Raw genomic sequence first — 18,711 nt, forward strand, 5'->3', positions numbered from 1 at the left:
GACCGACCTCTTCCGATACGGCTCAGACCTCGTCGAAGAGAGACAGCTCCGCCCAGATCGTCTTGCCGTCCGCCGTGTGCCGGCTGCCCCAGCGCTGGGTGAGCTGCGCGACCAGCAGCAGGCCGCGCCCGCCCTCGTCCCAGGTCTTGGCGCGGCGCAGGTGCGGGGCCGTGTGGTTGGTGTCGGAGACCTCGCAGATCAGCGTGGCCGCGTCATGGATCAGCCGGAGCCGGATGGGGTGCGCGCCGTAGCGGATCGCGTTGGTGACCAGCTCGCTCACCACCAGCTCGGCGGTGAACCCGGCCTCGCTCATGTTCCAGCTGTCGAGCTGCTCCACGACCTGCTTGCGGATCGGGGCGACGAGCGAGGGGTCGGCCGGGATGTCCCAGGTCGCGACCTGCTCGGCCGGTAGCCCCTGGGTGCGGGCCAGCAGCAGCGCCACGTCGTCGGCCGCGCCGCCCGGCGGGAGCACGGCGTGCAGGATCCGGTCGCAGGTCTCGTCCAGGGAGTCCGAGGGGGCGTACAGGGCGTCGAACAGCAGCCGTTGACTGTCGTCGAGGTCCCGGTCGCGGTTCTCGATCAGCCCGTCGGTGTACAGCGCGAGCACGGTGCCCTCGGGCAGCTCCAACTCGGTTGATTCGAAGGGGAGTCCGCCCAGACCGAGCGGTGGCCCCGCGGGCAGGTCGACGGGCTCGGGCGGGCCGCCCGGCCGGATCATGACCGGCAGCGGATGACCCGCGCGGGCCAGCGTGCAACGCCGGGACACCGGGTCGTACACCGCGTACAGGCAGGTCGCGCCCACCTCACCCGGGCTGCCCTCGCCGCCGGCCTCCGCGGACAGCCGTACGACGAGGTCGTCGAGGTGGGTCAGCAGTTCGTCGGGGGCCAGGTCGATGTCGGCGAGGGTGCGGACGGCCGTGCGCAGCCGGCCCATGGTGGCGGAGGCCTGGATGCCGTGGCCGACGACGTCCCCGACGACCATGGCGACCCGCATCCCGGACAGCGGGATCACGTCGAACCAGTCGCCGCCGACCCCGGCGCGCGCCGCCGGCAGATAGCGCGAGGCCGCTTCCAGCGCGGCCGTGCGCGGCAGTTTGCGGGGGAGCAGGCTGCGCTGGAGGGCCAGCGCGGTCTCGCGTTCGCGGGAGAAGCGGCGGGCGTTGTCGATGCAGACGGCGGCGCGGGCCGTGACCTCCTCGGCGAGCAGGACGTCGTCGTCGGCGAACGGGTCGAGGCGCCGGTAGCGGGTGAGGACCGCCACGCCGAGGGTGACCCCGCGGGCCTGGATCGGGACGGCCATCGAGGAGTGGATGCCGTACTCCTCGACACGCTTGGTGCGGGTCCTGTCCCAGGCGAGCCAGAGTTCCAGGGCCCGGCCCGAGGCGACCAGCGTGCGGCCCGCGACGAGCGCGTCGGCCTGCGGGGACTGCTCCGGGTACACGTTCAGCTGGCCCGGCTTGGCGACGGCCTCGGGGCTGCCCTGCTGCACCGACTGGTGCGCGGCCCGGCGCAGTCGGATCGGCGCGGTGATCGCCGCCGGGGGCTCGCCGCCGTGCTCGTGCGGGTCCAGCAGATCGATGCTGACGAAGTCGGCGAGGGCCGGCACACAGACGTCCGCGAGCTCTTGGGCCGTACGGGTGACGTCGAGGGTGGTGCCGATGCGGACGCTCGCCTCATTGACGAGCTGCAGCCGCTCCCGCGAGAGGTAGTTCTCGGTGAAGTCGTGCGCGGCCAGACACACGCCCCGCACCCGGCCCTCGGTGTCCGTGATGGGCGCCATCCGGGCCAGCCAGGCGTGCGCGGTGTCCTCGCCGCCGGTGCGCATGTAGATCTGGAAGTCCTCGGCGGTGCCGGAGGTGAGCACGCGCAGCATGTACTGCTCCAGCTCCGCGCTCTGCGTCTTCCCGCCGATCTCGGTGATCCGCAGCCCCTGGATGCGCTCCTCGGGCAGCCCGATCACCTCGGCCATCGCGTCGTTGACCCGGCTCAGCCGCAACCGCTCGTCGTAGACCGCGATGGCACACGGCGACTGGGTCAGCGCCGCGGTCGCGAGCGGGTCCTCGGCGGCGGGCGGACCGCCTCCCTCCAACGGGGTCACGACGAGCCAGTCGCCCGGCCCGCCGTCCCGGGGCCGCCGGTGGTGGGCCAGCAGCCACACCGGCACGGCGCGCCCGTCGCGGTGGCGCAACGAGACCGTGCCGTCCCAGCGGGCACCCGTGATCGCGGGCAGCGCCTCGGCACCGCCGGCCAGCAACCGTACGGCCGGGCGGCCCACGACCTCGTCCGCGGTGTGGCCGAGGAGCCGCCTGGCCCCGTCGTTCCACTCCACCAGAGTGCCCGCGTCGTCGATGACAACCCGCGCCGTCGCGGCATCGTCGAACGGGTAGACCGGTCTCATCGTCGCCACTCCATTGCGCACACTCACAGTGAACAGACACGTCACTTGTGTTCCAGCCTAGTGCGTCACGGTCCCGCGCGGACGAGAACCCCCAGGGCCGGGGAGCGCGGAGGGCAAGGGGGAAATCCGGTCGAAGTGATCCGCAGGACACCTGTCTGTCCCCGCACCCTTGACGGCCCCGCGTGGCACCCCGTCAGAATCTGTTCGGTCACGATCAGTTGTGAGTACTTCTGGGCCCTGATGAGGGAGAGCCGCCATGACGGTCACTCGCAGATCGGTTTTGATCGCTTCTACGGCCGCGCCGACGGCCGCATCACTCCTGTCCACCCCGGCCGCACGCGCCGCCACACTGGGCGCCTCCGGCCGCCGCACGGTCCCCCTCCGGGACGGCTGGCGCTTCGCGCTGGTCAACCCGGGCGGGATCACCGACCCGACCGGCGCCTACGCCACGGCTGCCGCACCGGACTACGACGACTCGGGCTGGCGCCAGGTCGCCGTCCCTCACGACTGGAGCATCGAACAGACCCCCACCACGGCCTACGGCACGACCAGCGGCACCGGCTTCTTCCCCGGCGGCCTCGGCTGGTACCGGATCGCCTTCACCCTGCCGCCTGCCTTGGCGGGCAAGCGGATCTCGGTCGAGTTCGACGGCGTCTACATGGACTCGTACGTCTACTGCAACGGTACGCAGGTCGGCCAACACCCTTACGGATACACGGGGTTCGCCCTCGACCTCACCGACCTGGTGCACACCGACGGCACCACGGAGAACGTCATCGCGGTGCAGGTACGGAACCAACTCCCCAGCAGCCGCTGGTACTCGGGCAGCGGCATCTACCGCGAGGCCCGTCTCGTCGTCACCGAGCCGGTGCACGTCGAACGCTGGGGCACGTACGTCACGACCCCGGACATCACCGCCGAGCGAGCCGTCGTACGGGTGGAGACGTCCGTGCTGAACGAGTCGGGCACCGCGAGCGAGGTCGAGGTCAGGTCGCGGGTCGTCGACCCCGCCGGCCGGACGGTGGCCCGCACCGCCTCCACGGCCACGGTCACCGGCCGCGGCACGGAGCACCATGAACTCACCGTACCCAAGCCCAAGTTGTGGGACATCGCGACCCCGGACCACCGCTACATCCTGGAGACGGAACTACGGGTGGCGGGCAGGGCGGTCGACACGTACAGCACCCCCTTCGGCATCCGCACCTACCGCTTCGACCCGGACGAGGGCTTCTCCCTCAACGGCACGCACACCAAGATCAAGGGCGTCGACCTCCACCACGACCAGGGCGCGCTCGGCTCCGCGATCAGCATCGACGCCGTGCGCAGGCAGTTGAGCATCATGAAGTCGATGGGCGTCAACGCCTTCCGCACCTCGCACAACCCGCCCTCGCCCCAAATCATCCAGGCCTGCGAGGAGTTGGGCATCGTGATGATGGTCGAGGCCTTCGACTGCTGGCACACCGGCAAGACGACCTACGACTATCACCGGTTCTTCGACGACTGGTGCGAGCGGGACGCCACCGAGATGGTCCTCGCCGCCCGCAACTCGCCCGCCGTGGTGCTGTGGTCCATCGGCAACGAGATCCCGGACTCCACCTCCACCGCGGGCCTCGCGATGGCCGACCGCATCATCGGCGCGATCAAGGCGGCGGACGACACCCGGCCGGTGGTCATCGGCTCGAACAAGTACCACGGTGTGCCCGCCAAAGGGTCCGCGGCCGACCTCATGCTCGCCAAGCTCGACGGACTCGGCCTCAACTACAACACCGCCAAGTCGGTCGACGGCCTGCACGCGGCCTATCCGAACCTGTTCCTCTTCGAGTCCGAGTCCTCCTCGGAGACCTCGACCCGCGGCGCCTACCAGGAGCCGGAGCACCTGAACACGGGCGAGAACTACACGCCCGGCAGGCGGGACACGTCCTCGTACGACAACAACCTCGCCTCCTGGACGATGAGCGGTGAGTACGGCCACAAGAAGGACCGGGACCGGAAGTGGTTCGCGGGCCAGTTCCTGTGGTCCGGCATCGACTACATCGGGGAGCCGACGCCGTACGACGTCTTCCCGGTCAAGGCGTCCTTCTTCGGCGCGGTCGACACGGCCGGCTTCCCGAAGGACATGTACCACCTCTTCCGCAGCCAGTGGGTCGGCGAGCCCATGGTCCATCTGGTGCCGATGAGCTGGAACCACGAGCCCGGGGACACGGTCGAGGTCTGGGCCTACGCCAACGTCGGCACCGTCGAGCTGTTCCTCAACGGAACGTCCCTGGGGACAAGGGAGTTCGACACCAAGACGACCACCGACGGCCGCGCCTACCTGGAGACCACCGAGGCCACCGGCGACGACAAGACCTTCACCACCGGCCCCTACCCGGGCAGCTACACCAGCCCGAACGGCAGCGCGGGCAAACTCCACCTCATGTGGAAAGTCCCGTACGAGCCGGGCGAGTTGAAGGCGGTCGCGAGGAGCGGCGGGAAGGCGGTCGCTTCGGACGTGCTGCGTACGGCCGGTGCCGCACACGCCGTGCGCCTCACGACTGACCGCAAGTCCCTCGCCGCCGACGGCCGTTCACTGGTCTTCGTGACCGCGGAGGTGGTCGACGCCCACGGTGTCGTGCTGCCCGACGCGGAGGATCTGATCGCCTTCGAGGTGAGGGGCGGGTCCCTCGCCGGGCTCGACAACGGTCGGGAGGAGAGCGCCGAGCGCTATCAGGCGAGCACCCGAACCGCCTTCCACGGCAAGGCACTTGCGATCGTGCGGTCCGGTACGAAGGCGGGCTCGCTGAGGGTGATGGCGCGGGCGGAGGGGCTGCGGGGCGGGACGGTGACGGTGCGGACGGCGCCTGTTCGGGACGTGGCCACGACTCCGGCGCCGCGATTCGAGGCCGACTACCCGGCACCCCTGAACTACCCGTACGCCGACGCGAGTTACTCGGGCCGGCCCGACACGCTCCCGGCCGCCATGCTCGACGGTGACTCGGCCACCGGCTGGTCCAACGCGTTCGCGAAGTCGGCCACGACTCTGTTGCCGGCGTTCAGTGGTGCGCGTGGGGAGGACTGGGTGTCGGTGGACTGGGGGAGGGGGCGGTCCTTCGGCCGGGTGGAGGTGTCGTTCACGGTGGACGCGACGCACAGTCTGCCTTCGGCTGTGGCGGTCGCGGTGTGGGACGGGCGCGGGTGGGTGCCGGTCGAGGGGACTGCCGTCGACTGGGCCACGGCCTCGGACGCTCCGACCGTCATCACCTTCGGCGCCGTGCGCGGATCGCGGGTGCGGCTGACGATGACGAGCAGTCACCCGGGGACGGTCCAAGGGGCCCTGCGCATCAGCAAGTTGGAGGCACCGGCTGGATAGGGAACCCGTAACCCGTCGACGGCGCACTGCAGAGCGAACTCCTCGGCGGTGGCGGGCAGTTCTGATACTTCGGCGACATCGCACATCAGGTGTCGTCGGGACTGCCCGCGAGGGATCCGCCTATCCAGAAGGGGAGTGCCTTCTGGTCCTTGCTCAGTGAGCGTCGTATGGCGTTGACCAACCGAACCTGCGCCTGGGCGGACGCCCTGTTGGCCCGGGAGAACTCCTCCTTGCTCAACGGGGCACGCGTCGGGTCGCGGGCCGGATCGCGGGCCGCCTGGTCGAGGAACTCCCCGACGGCCTTGCCGAAGTTGTCGATCTCCACCGCGACAGCCGCAGGGGCGACCAGGCTGGCACGGGTCAGGGCCGCGCTCCACTCGCTCCAGTCGTAGTCCCAACCCCTGCGGTCGGCGTGGGCCCGGCTGATGACCATCGTGAACTTCGCGTAGTGGCTGATCAGTTCCTGGTAGGCGAGCAACTGCTTGTCCCGGAGCCACTGACGGTCCTGGGACCGGTGCGTGACGATGCCGCCGACCAGGACGCCGATCGTGGCGGACAGCGCCCCGGCGCCCGTTGTCACCAGTGTGTCCAGCAGTGCCACCTCAAGCCCCGTATTCCCCGTCGCTCGGACATCGGCGGCTCGAACCTACTGGTGACCGACTTTCGGTGACAACGCTCCGGCATGGCAACCGGCCCTAGGGCTCGCGTTCCACGAGTTCCCTCGGCCGCTTGTGCGCGGTGAGTGTGTGGAGTTCGGCCTGGTCGAGTGGCCGGTGTACCTCCACGTACTCACCGTGCGGGAGCCGCTTGATCACGCCCGTCTCGCGGCCGTGCAACACCAGTTCCGCGTCCCGGAGTTGGAGACCCAGGCAGATGCGACGGGTCACGACGAAAGCTAGTGCCGGTACGACGAACACCGCCACCCGCACCGCCCACGTCACCGTGTTGATCGACAGATGGAGCCGGGTCGCCACGATGTCGTTGCCGCCGCCGGCGAGGAGGATCAGGTAGAGGCTGATCCAGGCGACGCCGATGCCCGTGCGGGTGGGGCGGTTGCGGGGGCGGTCCAGGAGGTGGTGTTCGCGTTTGTCGCCGGTCCGCCAGGACTCCAGGAACGGGTACACGCCGATGAGGACCAGGAGGAGCGGGAAGACGATGATGGGGATGAGTAAGCCGAGCACCAACGTGTGGCCCCAGAAAGTGACTTCCCAGCCCGGCATCACGCGGACCAGGCCCTCCGCGAAGCCCAGGTACCAGTCCGGCTGGGCGCCCGTCGAGACCTGGTCGGCGCGGTAAGGGCCGTACGACCAGACGGGGTTGATGGAGGCCACCGCCGCGAGGACGGTCAGGGCGCCGAAGACCAGGAAGAAGAAGCCGCCCGCCTTCGCGAGGTAGACCGGCATGAACGGGGCGCCCACCACGTTGCGTTCGGTGCGGCCGGGGCCCGCGAACTGGGTGTGCTTGTGGTAGACGACCAGGAGGACGTGGACGACCACAAGTGCCGCCATGATGCCGGGGATCAGCAGCACATGAAGTGAGTAGAAGCGGGACACGATGTCGTGGCCGGGGTACTCGCCGCCGAACAGGAACATCGACAGGTACGTCCCGACGATCGGCACCGACAGCAGCGCGCCGTCCACGAAGCGCATGCCCGTGCCCGACAGCAGGTCGTCCGGGAGCGAGTAGCCGAAGAGGCCCTCGAACAGGCCGAGGAACAACAGGGTCCAGCCGAACAGCCAGTTGAGCTCGCGCGGCTTGCGGAACGAACCCGTGAAGAAGTGCCGCATCATGTGCGTCAGCATCGCGGCGATGAACACCAGCGCCGCCCAGTGGTGCAACTGCCGGACCAGCAGACCGCCCCGTACGTCGAAGCTGAGGTGCAGCGTCGAGGCGTAGGCGTCGGACATGCGGATGCCGTTCAGGGGGACGTAACTCCCGTGGTACGTCACCTCGTTCATCGACGGGTGGAAGAACAGGGTGAGGTAGACGCCCGTCAGGATCAGCACCACGAAGCTGTAGAGGCAGATCTCGCCGAGCAGGAACGACCAGTGGTCCGGGAACACCTTGCGCAGATACTGCTTGCCGAGGGTGTGGATGCCGAGGCGGCCGTCGAACCAGTCGGCGACGCGTTCGCCCCGCGAGGGGTCGGGAGTGGTGGTCACTGGTCCTCCTCGTCCCGGTGTACGTGCGTGAGCTTCTCGGGGTTGGTCACGATGTAGACCCCGGACACCTGGTCGCCCTCGGGCGTGAGGTCCATGACCATCACCGCGTACGGCGAGTCGCCCTCGAACAGCACGGCCGCGTCGTCGCCGTTGACGCGGCGGTAGCGCAGCTCCAGGTCCTGCGGGCCGCGGCGGCGGCTCGCGAAGGAGTTGATGAGGCGGACGGCCTTGTCCCGCCCGTGCACCGGGCGCAGTCCCGCCGGTTTCCGGTTGCCCCCGCTGTCGGTCCACACCGTGACGTCCGGCGCGAGGATTTCCATCAGCGAGGCGATGTCCCCGCCGATCGCGGCCCGCACGAACCGCTCGGTCGCCTCCCGCCGCACCCGGGGATGCGCCTCGTACAGCGGCCGCCGCGCGTGCACATGGGCCCGCGCCCGGTGCGCAAGCTGTCGTACGGCTGCCGGGGTGCGCTCGATGATGTCCGCGATCTCGGTGTGGGCGTACCCGAACACCTCGTTGAGGACGAAGACCGCGCGTTCCAGCGGGGACAGCGATTCCAGGACGACCAGCATGGCCATCGACACGGACTCGGCGCGCAGTGCGGGGTCCACGGGATCGTCGTCGGCGGGCTGGTCGACCAACGGCTCCGGGAGCCACGGGCCTACGTACGTCTCGCGGCGGCGGGTGATCGTGGCGCGGCGCTGGAGCGCGTGGTTGACGGCGATGCGGACGAGGTAGGCGCGCTGGTTGGTGATCGTGTCTAGCGGGGAGCGCCGGGCGCGCGACGTCCAGGAGAGCCAGGTCTCCTGGAGGACGTCGTCGGTGTCGGCGACGCTGCCCAGCATGTTGTAGACGAGGCCGAACAGCAGCTCCCGATGGTCCATGAAGACAGTGGTCGCCTCGTCGTTGACAGCGATCCCGGAAATCTCGGACATGTATGCGCCTCCCCAGTGGCGTGCTCACTACTGCGAGGGCCGGCGGGGGTCGGAATGTGACAGCCGGCGGCCTGAATGTGACGTACGTCTCGGGAAATGCGGGCCCGTGTCACACCCGTCGGCCGGTCGCCCTCTTGAACGCGAGTCCGACGTGCGGTCGGACGCGTAGCCGGATGTTCGGAAGTTCGGATGTAAGGAGTCGGCATCGTGTTCAAGAAGTGGCACGGCAACCCCTGGGCGATCCTCATCACGCTCTCGCTCGGGTTCTTCATGACCCTCCTCGACCTGACGATCGTGAACATCGCGATCCCCCAGCTCGGCGAGGACCTCGGCGCGTCCCTGGACGAGATCCTGTGGATCGTCAACGCCTACACGCTGGCGCTGGCCGTCCTGTTGATCACCGGTGGACGTCTCGGCGATCTGCGCGGCAAGCGGAACCTGTTCGCCGCCGGAGTCACCGTCTTCACCCTGGCCAGCCTGGCCTGCGGCCTCGCGCAGGATCCGGCCCAACTCATCGGGTTCCGCGCCGTGCAGGGGCTGGGCGCGGCGCTGCTCATGCCGCAGACCCTGTCGATCATCGCCGAGGTGTTCCCGGCGGACCGGCGCGGTGTGGCGATGGGGATATGGGGTGCGGTGGCGGGCGTCTCCGGCGCGCTAGGGCCGATCCTCGGCGGGGTGCTGATCACCCATCTGTCCTGGCGCTGGATCTTCTTCGTCAACCTGCCGATCGGCGCGCTGGTACTCGTGCTCACCATGGCGATCATCCCGGGCGCCGGGCGCACGGTGCGGCGGCGCTTCGACACCCTAGGGGTCGCTCTCGCCTCAACTGCCCTGTTCTGCCTGGCGTTTGGACTGACCGAGGGGCAGCGGTACGACTGGAACGCCGGGATCTGGAGCCTGTTCGGCGCGGCCGTCGTCCTCTTCGCCGGGTTCCTGGTGCACGAGCGCGGGCAGCAGGACGGTGAGCCGTTGGTCCCGTTCTCGCTGTTCCGGGACCGGAACTTCAGCCTCATCAACTTCGTCGGCGTCACCGTGTCGTTCGGCGTGGTCGGGATGTTCCTGACGCTGACGATCTATCTCCAGTCCGTGCTCGGGTTCAGTGCGCAGAAGGCGGGGCTCGTGCTGTTGCCGGTGGCGCTCGGCTCGTTCGTCATGGCCGGGCCCGCCGGGGCGCTCGCGGACAAGGTCGGCGGCAAGTTCATCCTGATGGGCGGGTTGCTGGCCTGGGCGGGTGGGCTGGTGTGGGTCGTCGGTGTCGCGGACGTCGGTACGGGGTGGCTGACGATCGCGTTTCCGTTGTTCCTCACGGGGTTGGGGGTCGGCTGTACGTTCGCGCCGATGGCCACGGAGGTCATGCGGAACGTTCCGCCCCGGCTCGCGGGGGCCGCGTCCGGTGTCACCAACGCGCTTCGTCAGGTCGGTTCGGTGCTGGCCGGGGCGGTGATCGGGGCGGTGCTTCAGGCGCAGCTGGCGTCTTCCCTGACCTCGCAGGCGCGGGCTCGGGCCGGTCAACTGCCTTCCGCCTACCGGGAGTCGTTCGTTGCCGGGTTCTCGAAGGCGGAGTCCGGTGTCGGTGCCGGGCAGCGAGAGGGTGCGCCGGGTGGGGTTCCGCGTGGTGTCGCGGAGCGGATGCGGGTGCTTGGTGGGGAGGTGTTCGGGCACGGGTTCGTCCATGCGATGGGGCCCGCCGTTTATGTCGCCGTCGCTGTGCTGCTGGGCGGAGCGGTTGCGTGTCTTGGCGTGCGGCGACACCGGGGGCCGTCCGGTAATCCGCATGCCTTGCCCATGTCTGAGCCGGAGTTGGAGGAAGCCGCTCGGTGACTTGGGGCGGGTGGTCGGCTGCGGGCCGGTGGGGGCTGGTCACGCAGTTCCCCGCGCCCCTGGAGGACCTGGCTTCGCCGGTCCGGCTCAGGACGCGTCGTGGAACACCAATCCCAACGCGTGACGCCTGCCGGAGCGTACGGTGCTGACCCCGTGTCGCATGGCCCCCGCCGACCAGCCGCGCTTCGTCCGTACCGGGCGGTCGCGGGTCGTGAAGACGAGGCCGTGGCCCTGCTGGAGCGGGGTCGCGGTGGCCCGGGACTGGGCTCGGGGGCGTTGCTCGACCATCAGGAACTCGCCGCCCGTGTAGTCGGTGCCGTACTCGTCGAGGCCGATCACCACCTGGAGGGGGAAGACCAACTCGCCGAAGACGTCGCGGTGGAGGGCGTTCCAGTCGCCCTCGCCGTAGCGCAGCAGGATCTGGGCCGAACGGGCCTGGCCGGCGGCGTGGCAGCGGGCCAGCCACTCGTCCAGGTCGTCCGGCCAGGGGGAGTGGCGGTCGAGGCGGGCCGCCCAGTCGCGGGCGATGGGGAGCAGGCGCGGGTAGAGGGCGGCGCGCAGGGCGGCTACCGGTGCGGGGAGGTCGTGGGTGAAGTAGCGGTACTCGCCGGAGCCGAAGCGGTGGCGGGCCATGTCGACGGTGGTGCGGAACAGTTCCGGCTTCTCGTACAGCGCGGCCAGGTCGCGGCACTCAGCGGGTGTGAGCAGTTGTGCGGTCGGCGCGCTGCCGTACAGGTCCAACTCCTCTGCCAGAGCTGACCAGTTGGTGCCATCCATGACGGACTTCCTCCGTGTCAGCCGAGCATCGGTTGCAGGGCGCCCTCGTGGGTCAGCAGACGTACCTTGCGTTCGACACCGGCGGCGTAACCCCGCATCGAGCCGTCCGCGCCGATCACCCGATGGCACGGTCGCACCAGCAGGAGCGGGTTGGCGCCGAGGGCCGCGCCCAGTGCGCGGACTTCGGCGCGCGGTACGCCCAGGCGTTCGGCGAGGGCGCCGTACGTCGTCGTGGTGCCGTACGGGATCTCGTCGAGGGACTGCCAGACGCGCTGCTGGAACTCCGTTCCCTCGGCGGCGAGGGGGAGTTCGAAGCGGGTGAGGTGTCCGGCGAAGTACGCGGACAGTTGGCGGGTGGCCTCGGTGAAGGCCTCGTCGTCGCGTTGCCGGTCGGCGGGGATGCTCGGGTGGTCCGGCATGGTCAGCGACGTGATGAGGGTGGTGCCGGTCGGCGACTTCTCGCCGGTCAGGAGCAGCTCGCCCAGGGGGCTGTCGGTGAGTGTGCAGATCGTGGTCATGGAGATGAGTCTGCTCTGGAACGGTGGCTGGTACCGGCGGGTTTCGGACATGGAGGTGGGACCCGCTCGGTACCGTCGGGTGTGGCTCTTGACCTGGTGGTATTTACGGGTAAGTACCCGAGCGGTACCGTGTCGGCATGCCAGCTCTCAACGTGGAGTTCAGCGACCGCGAGCTAGAGGACCTGCGGCAGATCGCCAAGGAGCGCGGTACGTCGATGAAGGCGCTGGTGCGTGAGGCGGCCGCGGCCGACATAGCCCGGCACCGGGCGCTGCAGGAGGGCGCCGAGGCCTTCCGCCGGTTCTTCGCCACGCACGCCGACGAGTTCGCCGCCGCCTTCCCCGACGACGAACCGGCGGCCAAGGGCGAGGGGCGGGTCGCCTGACACATGCCCGTCATCCATATCGACGTGCCCTGGCTGCTCCAGCGCCATGAGGAAGTCCTGCCGGACCAGCCCACCATCAACGACTTCTCGGCGTTAGTCGCAGCCGTAGCCCGCCACCGCGTCGACCCGCCCCGCCTCGGCATCGACTCCGACCCGGCCTGGCGGGCCACCGCCCTGCTGCACACACTCGCCCTGCTGAAGCCCCTGCCCTCGGCCAACGCCCGCTTCGCCTGCGCCACGGCCGTCGCCTACATGTTCGTCAGTGGCGTCGGCATCGATCCGCCCTACGGCGCCCTCGTCGACCTCGCCCGCGATCTGATCTCCGGCAAGACGGATGTCTACGGCGCGGCGGACCGGCTGCGGTCCTGGCAGATCTGAGGGGCAGGTCGGACGGGCCGGCCTTGTGGACACGTCTGACGGGTGGGGCTGACAGGCGGGGATATCTAGCGGCCTTCGTCGAGGCGGGCGGCCTTGTCGCGCTCCAGCGGGGTTCCCCGCGGGGGTGCCTCGTCGGCCGCGGCCCGGGCGTTGCCCTGGCGGGGTTGGCGTCTCGCCGGATGCGGCCCCTGACTTCTCCCGCCAGAGTGTCGCGTCGGACGCAGCCCGCGGGTTTCACTCAGGCGGCGTCTCGCTGGACGTGTCTCGCCGGTCGCCGCGGTGGGAGGGCTCGCCGTTCGCTGCCCGCGGGTTTCCCTCCGGGGGCGCCTCGCCGGACGCGGCCCCTGACTCCTCCCGCCAGGGTGTCTCGCCGGACGCCGTCAGGCTGCCCAGCAAGCCCAGTAGTTCCGCGCTGCGGCTCCCCGGCTCGGCGTGGAAGACGACCAGGCTCAGGGCGTTCGTACCGGGGATCTCGAACTTGTTCGACCCGAGCTCGAAGTCGCCGACGAGCGGGTGGGTGAGGAGGCTGGTGCGGCCGAGCATGGGCCGTACCTCGTGGCGGCTCCACAGCAGCCGGAAGCGGTCGCTGCGCACGGACAACTCGCCCACCAGCTCCACCAGCCGGGGTTCGTCGACGTCAGGGCCGATGTGGCCGCGTAGGGTCGCCACCCCCTCGGCGGTCAACTCCTCCCAGTCGCGGCGCAGTTCACGCTCGGCTGGGTCGAGGAAGACGGCCCGGAGCAGGTTCACACCCGGCGTGTAGTTCGGGGACAGCGCCCGGCACAGCATGTTGGCCGCGAGGCAGTCCGTGAACCGGTTCTGGACGTAGGCCGGGTGACCGGACCACGTGTCGAGCAGTTCGCGGACGCTCGTCGGTACCGCCTCGGGCCGCCGGACCCGTCTGCGGGACACGGCCGGCCGCTCCGGCTGCGCGAGGCTCAGCAGATGGGCGGTCGCGGAGGCGTCCAGGCCCAGCACCCGGGCCAGCGCCTCCAGCACCTGCGCGGACGGGTTGCGGTCACGGCCCTGCTCCAGCCGCAGGTAGTAGTCGGAGCTGATACCGGCCAGCAGGGCGACCTCCTCCCGGCGTAACCCCGGCACCCGGCGCAGTCCGCCGCCGCTCAGACCCACGTCCTCCGGCCGGACCCGCTCCCGGCGGGCCCGCAGAAACTCCCCGAGCGCGTTCTTGCTGTCCACACGCACCACCGTAGGTCCGAATCCGCAGGGGTGCGTGTCCCTGTCACTACCAGGAACATCCGGGTACTGCCTGCCCGGCCGCGCCAGGCGCAGAGTCGAGGGCAGGACCGAAGCGTCCATCCCCTCGATCGAAAGGCGCGCCATCATGGCCGACTCCGTCTCCGGCGGCACCCTCACCCTCGACGAGGACCTCACCCTCACCCGCATGGGATACGGCGCCATGCAGCTCGCCGGTCCCCACGTCTTCGGCCCGCCGAAGGACCGCACCGAGGCGGTGGCCGTCCTCCGTGAGGCCGTCGAGCGGGGCATCACCCACATCGACACCAGCGATTTCTACGGCCCGGTCGTCGTCAACGAGATCATCCGGGAGGCCCTCCATCCGTACCCGGACGACCTGCGCATCGTGACCAAGGTCGGCGCCCGGCGCGGCCCCGACGGCGGCTGGATCATGTCCCGGCACCCCGAGGATCTCAAGGCACAGGTGTACGACAACCTCCGCAACCTCGGGCTCGACGCGCTCGACGTGGTGAACCTGCGGGCCGGCACCGATCACGGCGCCGACGAGGAGTCGATCGGGGAGCAGTTCGGTGCGCTCGCCGAGCTGCGGAAGGCCGGGCTGATCCGGCACCTCGGGGTGAGCACGGTCTCCGCCGCCCAGCTGACCGAGGCCCAGGCCATCGCCCCGGTCGTCACCGTGCAGAACCTGTACAACCTGGCCAACCGGGAGGACGACGCCCTCGTCGAGCGGTGTGCCGCGGAGAACATCGCGTTCGCCGCCTACTTCCCGCTCGGCGGCTTCACCCCGCTGCAGTCGAAGACCCTGTCCGAGGTGGCCGCGCGGCTGGACGTCTCGGCCCAACAGGTCGCCCTGGCCTGGCTGTTGCAGCGGTCGGCCACCACCGTCCTGATCCCCGGCACCTCCTCCCGCGCGCATCTGCGGGACAACATCGCCGCCGCCGACCTGGTGCTGCCCGCCGACGCGATCGCCGAACTCGACACCATCGGCCGGGCCGCGGTCTGACGCGGGGAGGGCGGGGGTGGGCCGCCCCCGCCCTCGGGGCCGCCGACCGAGGGCGGGAGGAGCAAGGTCGGCGGCCGTTTGGCGCGGGAGAGCCGCCGTCCAGCGCGTGGCCTCCGAGAAGGGCCGAACCCAGTGGACCCCGGTGAGAGGTGCGCCGGGAGAGTGCGTGACGCACCGGCGTGTGCGCGTGGTTCACACGGGGCGCATGGAAAGTCGAAAGCCGGTGCTGGTGAACCGAGTTGTCACCGCATCTGACTTTCTTTCAATGGTATGGAAGTTACCCAAGTGCCTTGTTGGGTCGGGTGGGTTGTGCAAGGGTGAAACACCCGCGCGGGGGCTGATGCCCGGGGCTCATTCACCTGTTGATGAACCGAATCCGAGGAATCCACTTCGTGTCCATCCCGCATCCCCCTCGTCCTCCTTACCCGCCGCCGGACGGCGGTGCCCCCGAGGAATCCGACGAGACCCTGGCCGCCCGGCTGCGGGGTCGTCCCGAGGGCGAGGCCGCTCATTCCGTCGCGTTGCTGATGGCACGGCACTGGCGGCCGGTCGAGGATTACGCGGGCATCTGTCTCGCCGCCGAGGGGACCGTGCCCGCCATGGCCGCGGCGGCCGCCTTCCACCGGGTGTTCGACCGGCTGACGTTCGGCGAACACGGCGTGGCACTGCGGCCCCGGCTGCTGCTGACCGTGCGCGACACGATCCGCGAGTGGTCGACGGAAGAGCGGATATCCAGTGTTGTTCCCGACCTGGGGAATCCCTCCGGGGGCCGCGCGATGCGGGCCGCGAAGTCGATGACGGCGGAAAATCGCAAGCTCGCCGAGCGCTCTTTCCAGACCCTTCCGCCGTTCGCCCAGTGTCTGCTGTGGCACACCGAGGTCGAGGCCGAGTCGATAACCGTGCCGGCGGCCCTGCTCGGCATGGATACCGACAACGCGTCGGCCGCTCTCCAGCAGGCGCACGAAAAATTCCGCGAAGGCTGTGTACGCGCCCACCGGGAACTCGCGCCGACCCAGGATTGCCGCTTCTACAACCGCCTCCTCGACGTCCCGATTCGGCGCGGCGGCGCACTGCTGCCGGATGTCCAGCAGCATCTCGCCCAGTGCCGCTACTGCCGTTTCGCCGCCGAACAACTCAGCTATTTCGAAGGCGGGTTGGGTGTCCTCCTCGCCGAGGCCGTGCTCGGCTGGGGCGCCCGCCCCTACCTCGAATCACGGCCCGGCCGCGCCCGCCGCGACCCACGGACCAGGACCGCCTCCCGGCACGGCGGACACACCGGCGGCAGCACGGGCCGCCACCGGCTGCTGTCCCGCATCCCCGCACCCGGCCGCCGTCTCGTGGACGCCGCTCGCTCCGCCCGGTCGGAGCGGTCCGCCCGATCGCTGGTCGTAGGCGTCGGCCTGATCGGCGCCGGGGTCCTCGCGACGGTGTTCGCCGTCGTCCTGTGGCCGGACGGCAACGGCGGCACCTCCGGTCCCGTCGCCTCCAGCACTACGAACACCGGCTCCGGACACGTGTCGTCGTCGGCGCCCGGCACCGCCCGGCTCCCCATCACGCCCCAGCGGACGCGGCTGCACAACGCCGCCGCCGACCTGTGCCTCGACATCCAGGGCACCGCGAAGGCCGGCGCGGGCGTCGTCCTGGCCGCGTGCTCGTCCGCCGGGACCCAGGAGTGGTCGTACGACACCGACGGGCTGCTGCGCAGTGTCGCGAGCCCGGGGCTGTGCCTCGACTCGCACGCGGACGCCGGTGTCGTCGTCCTCGGCACCTGCGCCGACGCGAAGAGCCAGCGCGGCAACGATGTCCGCTACGACTTCACCGTGCAGGGCGAGCTGCTGCCTCGCTGGGACTCGCAGCTCGCGCTCACCTCCACCACCAAGGACCCGGGCGCCGACATCGTCCTCAAGGTCCGCGACGGCTCCACAGCGCAGCGCTGGCTGACCGACTCGGTGACGGCCAGCCCCGGTTCGCTGTCGATCGCCGGCACGGGAGCCCCGTCACCGCGCCCCGCGAAGGTCGCGGACCGGCTCAACTGACCACATCGGCGGGCGACCTGCCGGTCAGGTAACCGGCGGCGTTCTCCACGGCGGCCAGGGCGATCCGGAGCACCGTCTCCCGGGTCACGCCGCCGACGTGCGGCGAGAGCACCACGTTCGGGGCCTTGAGCAGACGTAGGGCAGGGGTGGGCGGTTCGGGGTCGAAGACGTCCAGGCCGGCACCCGCGAGGGCGCCCGCCTCGAGTGCGTCCGCGAGGGCGTCCTGGTCGATCAGGGCGCCTCGCGCGGTGTTGATCACGAACGCGCTCGGCTTGAGCAGCGCGAGCCGCTCCGCGTTCAGGAGGTGCCGGGTCCCGTCGGTGAGCGGCGCGTGCAGGGTGACGTAGTCGGAGAGGCGCAGCAGTTCGTCGAGCGGGACGTGCCGGGCGCCGCCGAACCGTGCGGTCGTCTCCTCGGGGACCGGGCGGCGGCCGGCGTAGACGACCGTCATGTCGAACGCGGTTGCCCGGCGGGCGACTTGCTGTCCGATGGCGCCCAGTCCGACGATGCCGATGGTCTTGCCGGACAGCTCGGTCAGGGAGCGCTGCAGGCGTGGGAGCGCCCAGTCGCCCTCGGCGAGTGCGGCGTGCGCGGGGACGAGTTGCTTGGCCAGCGCCAGCATCAGGGCGAAGGTCTGCTCGGCCACGTTCTGTGCCTCGGCGCCGCTGGAACCGATGGTGCAGACGACGACCCCTTGGCCGCGCGCGGCGTCCAGGTCGACGTAGTCGAAGCCGTGGCTCGCGCACTGCACCAGCTCCAACTCCGGGGCGGCGGCGAGGTGTTCGGCGGTCACCGGGGAGAGCGCGGTGATGACGACGTGCGCCGCGCGCAGAGCCTGCGGGTTCTCGTCGACCGTCTCGACGACGGTGACGTCCACCCCGTCGGGCAGCAGCGTCGCGAGTCCAGCGCCCGCTTTCCGGCCGCCCATGTGGGGTGGGACGACCGCCAGGACGTTCTTCGTGGAGGGCATACGAAATCCTCGTCGGGGTGGGGGAGGCGGGCGGGGATACGCGCGTGCGTCAGGACCGGGTGGCCGACTCGGCCAGTATCCGGGCCAGTTCACGCGGCCGGGAGAACATCGGCCAGTGGCCCGTGTCCATCCGGACCAGCTCCCAGAGTCCGCTCGCGACCAGTTCGTCCACAGGGGTCGGCAACTCGTCGCCGTCGAGCAGGCACTTGACGTAGGTGGCCGGGAGGTCGGCCAACGGGTGGGCGAGGACCGCCGGTTCGCTGAGGGTGGCACCCGGGTGCGGGGTCCCCTCGGTGATGATGCGGGTGATCTGCTCGTCCGTGAGGCCCTGGCCCGCGTAGTCGGCCGGGTCCAGGGGCGGCCAGTAGCCGCCGTTCTCGTCGAGCGATTTCCTGATGAAGTCGCTCGGGAAGCTGTCCAGGAACGACTCCCCGTCGACCGGCACGTTCGCGTCGACGAACACCACCCGGGCCAGCCGGTCACCGATCCGCTCCGCGGCCTGGCCGACGGGCACACCGGAGTAGCTGTGCCCGACCAGGACGACGTCCCGCAGACCGAGGCGCCCGATCTCGTCGACGATGTCCTGGACATGGGTCTGCTGCCCGGCCGGAACCCCCTGCTTCTCCGCCAGCCCGGACAGGGTCAGCGCATGCACCTCGTGCCCGGCCCCGCGCAGCTCGGACACCACCTCGTCCCACGCCCACGCACCGAGCCACGCCCCCGCCACCACCACGAATCGAGTCATGGTCCCAACGTAACCGCCGGG

General features: G+C 70.4%; 15 protein-coding genes. 6 read left to right on the forward strand and 9 right to left on the reverse strand.

The features are described 5' to 3' along the window. Positions 1–22: 22 nt before the first annotated feature. Complete coding sequence (locus R2B38_RS39595) at positions 23–2,398, reverse strand: SpoIIE family protein phosphatase (RefSeq protein WP_318020621.1); 2,376 nt, start codon at positions 2,396–2,398, stop codon at positions 23–25. Positions 2,399–2,654: 256 nt separating this feature from the next. Between R2B38_RS39595 and R2B38_RS39600 the strand changes: the two genes are divergently transcribed. After that, the gene (locus tag R2B38_RS39600; protein WP_318020622.1) at positions 2,655–5,747 is read left to right on the forward strand and encodes a glycoside hydrolase family 2 TIM barrel-domain containing protein; all 3,093 of its coding nucleotides are present in this window, start codon (positions 2,655–2,657) and stop codon (positions 5,745–5,747) included. Between the two features lie 85 nt (positions 5,748–5,832). Here R2B38_RS39600 and R2B38_RS39605 read toward each other — a convergent pair whose 3' ends face one another. The 3 genes from R2B38_RS39605 to sigJ all read right to left on the reverse strand — a co-directional run bounded on the left by R2B38_RS39605 (position 5,833) and on the right by sigJ (position 8,844). Further along, positions 5,833–6,348, reverse strand: coding sequence for a hypothetical protein (locus R2B38_RS39605; protein WP_318020623.1), 516 nt, complete (start codon positions 6,346–6,348; stop codon positions 5,833–5,835). Between the two features lie 94 nt (positions 6,349–6,442). Next, complete coding sequence (locus R2B38_RS39610) at positions 6,443–7,909, reverse strand: cytochrome bc complex cytochrome b subunit (protein ID WP_318020624.1); 1,467 nt, start codon at positions 7,907–7,909, stop codon at positions 6,443–6,445. Further along, positions 7,906–8,844: an RNA polymerase sigma factor SigJ gene (gene sigJ, locus R2B38_RS39615; RefSeq protein WP_318020625.1), complete on the reverse strand. Its 939-nt coding sequence runs from the start codon at positions 8,842–8,844 to the stop codon at positions 7,906–7,908. The genes R2B38_RS39610 and sigJ overlap by 4 nt, the downstream gene beginning before the upstream one ends. A gap of 207 nt (positions 8,845–9,051) precedes the next feature. Between sigJ and R2B38_RS39620 the strand changes: the two genes are divergently transcribed. Then, positions 9,052–10,665: a DHA2 family efflux MFS transporter permease subunit gene (locus R2B38_RS39620; RefSeq protein ID WP_318020626.1), complete on the forward strand. Its 1,614-nt coding sequence runs from the start codon at positions 9,052–9,054 to the stop codon at positions 10,663–10,665. 87 nt (positions 10,666–10,752) lie between these two features. Here R2B38_RS39620 and R2B38_RS39625 read toward each other — a convergent pair whose 3' ends face one another. Next, positions 10,753–11,442, reverse strand: a complete 690-nt coding sequence (locus R2B38_RS39625; protein WP_318020627.1) for a 2OG-Fe(II) oxygenase — start codon at positions 11,440–11,442, stop codon at positions 10,753–10,755. A gap of 17 nt (positions 11,443–11,459) precedes the next feature. Beyond that, positions 11,460–11,960, reverse strand: a complete 501-nt coding sequence (locus R2B38_RS39630) for a methylated-DNA--[protein]-cysteine S-methyltransferase (RefSeq protein WP_318020628.1) — start codon at positions 11,958–11,960, stop codon at positions 11,460–11,462. Between the two features lie 137 nt (positions 11,961–12,097). Here R2B38_RS39630 and R2B38_RS39635 point away from each other — a divergent pair, with 137 nt between their 5' ends. Together R2B38_RS39635 and R2B38_RS39640 are read left to right on the forward strand one after the other, a co-directional pair. Beyond that, entirely contained in the window at positions 12,098–12,343 is a 246-nt protein-coding gene (locus R2B38_RS39635) for a hypothetical protein (RefSeq protein ID WP_318020629.1), read from the forward strand. Positions 12,344–12,346: 3 nt separating this feature from the next. Beyond that, entirely contained in the window at positions 12,347–12,721 is a 375-nt protein-coding gene (locus tag R2B38_RS39640; protein WP_033278860.1) for a toxin Doc, read from the forward strand. 234 nt (positions 12,722–12,955) lie between these two features. Here the strand turns inward: R2B38_RS39640 and R2B38_RS39645 are convergent, their stop codons facing one another. Beyond that, the gene (locus R2B38_RS39645) at positions 12,956–13,918 is read right to left on the reverse strand and encodes a helix-turn-helix transcriptional regulator (protein WP_318020630.1); all 963 of its coding nucleotides are present in this window, start codon (positions 13,916–13,918) and stop codon (positions 12,956–12,958) included. 145 nt (positions 13,919–14,063) lie between these two features. Here R2B38_RS39645 and R2B38_RS39650 point away from each other — a divergent pair, with 145 nt between their 5' ends. Together R2B38_RS39650 and R2B38_RS39655 are read left to right on the forward strand one after the other, a co-directional pair. Beyond that, positions 14,064–14,939 (forward strand): oxidoreductase, encoded by an 876-nt coding sequence (locus R2B38_RS39650; RefSeq protein WP_318020631.1) that lies wholly within the window; start codon positions 14,064–14,066, stop codon positions 14,937–14,939. Between the two features lie 392 nt (positions 14,940–15,331). Next, positions 15,332–16,975: an RICIN domain-containing protein gene (locus tag R2B38_RS39655; protein WP_318020632.1), complete on the forward strand. Its 1,644-nt coding sequence runs from the start codon at positions 15,332–15,334 to the stop codon at positions 16,973–16,975. Here the strand turns inward: R2B38_RS39655 and R2B38_RS39660 are convergent. Beyond that, positions 16,968–17,945 carry a 2-hydroxyacid dehydrogenase gene (locus R2B38_RS39660; protein WP_318020633.1) on the reverse strand — a complete coding sequence of 326 codons (978 nt, stop codon included), beginning with the start codon at positions 17,943–17,945 and terminating at the stop codon, positions 16,968–16,970. The genes R2B38_RS39655 and R2B38_RS39660 overlap by 8 nt on opposite strands. 49 nt (positions 17,946–17,994) lie before the next feature. Beyond that, the gene (locus tag R2B38_RS39665) at positions 17,995–18,690 is read right to left on the reverse strand and encodes an alpha/beta fold hydrolase (RefSeq protein WP_318020634.1); all 696 of its coding nucleotides are present in this window, start codon (positions 18,688–18,690) and stop codon (positions 17,995–17,997) included. Positions 18,691–18,711 lie beyond the last annotated feature (21 nt).

The organism is Streptomyces sp. N50 (assembly GCF_033335955.1).
GTDB lineage: Bacteria > Actinomycetota > Actinomycetes > Streptomycetales > Streptomycetaceae > Streptomyces.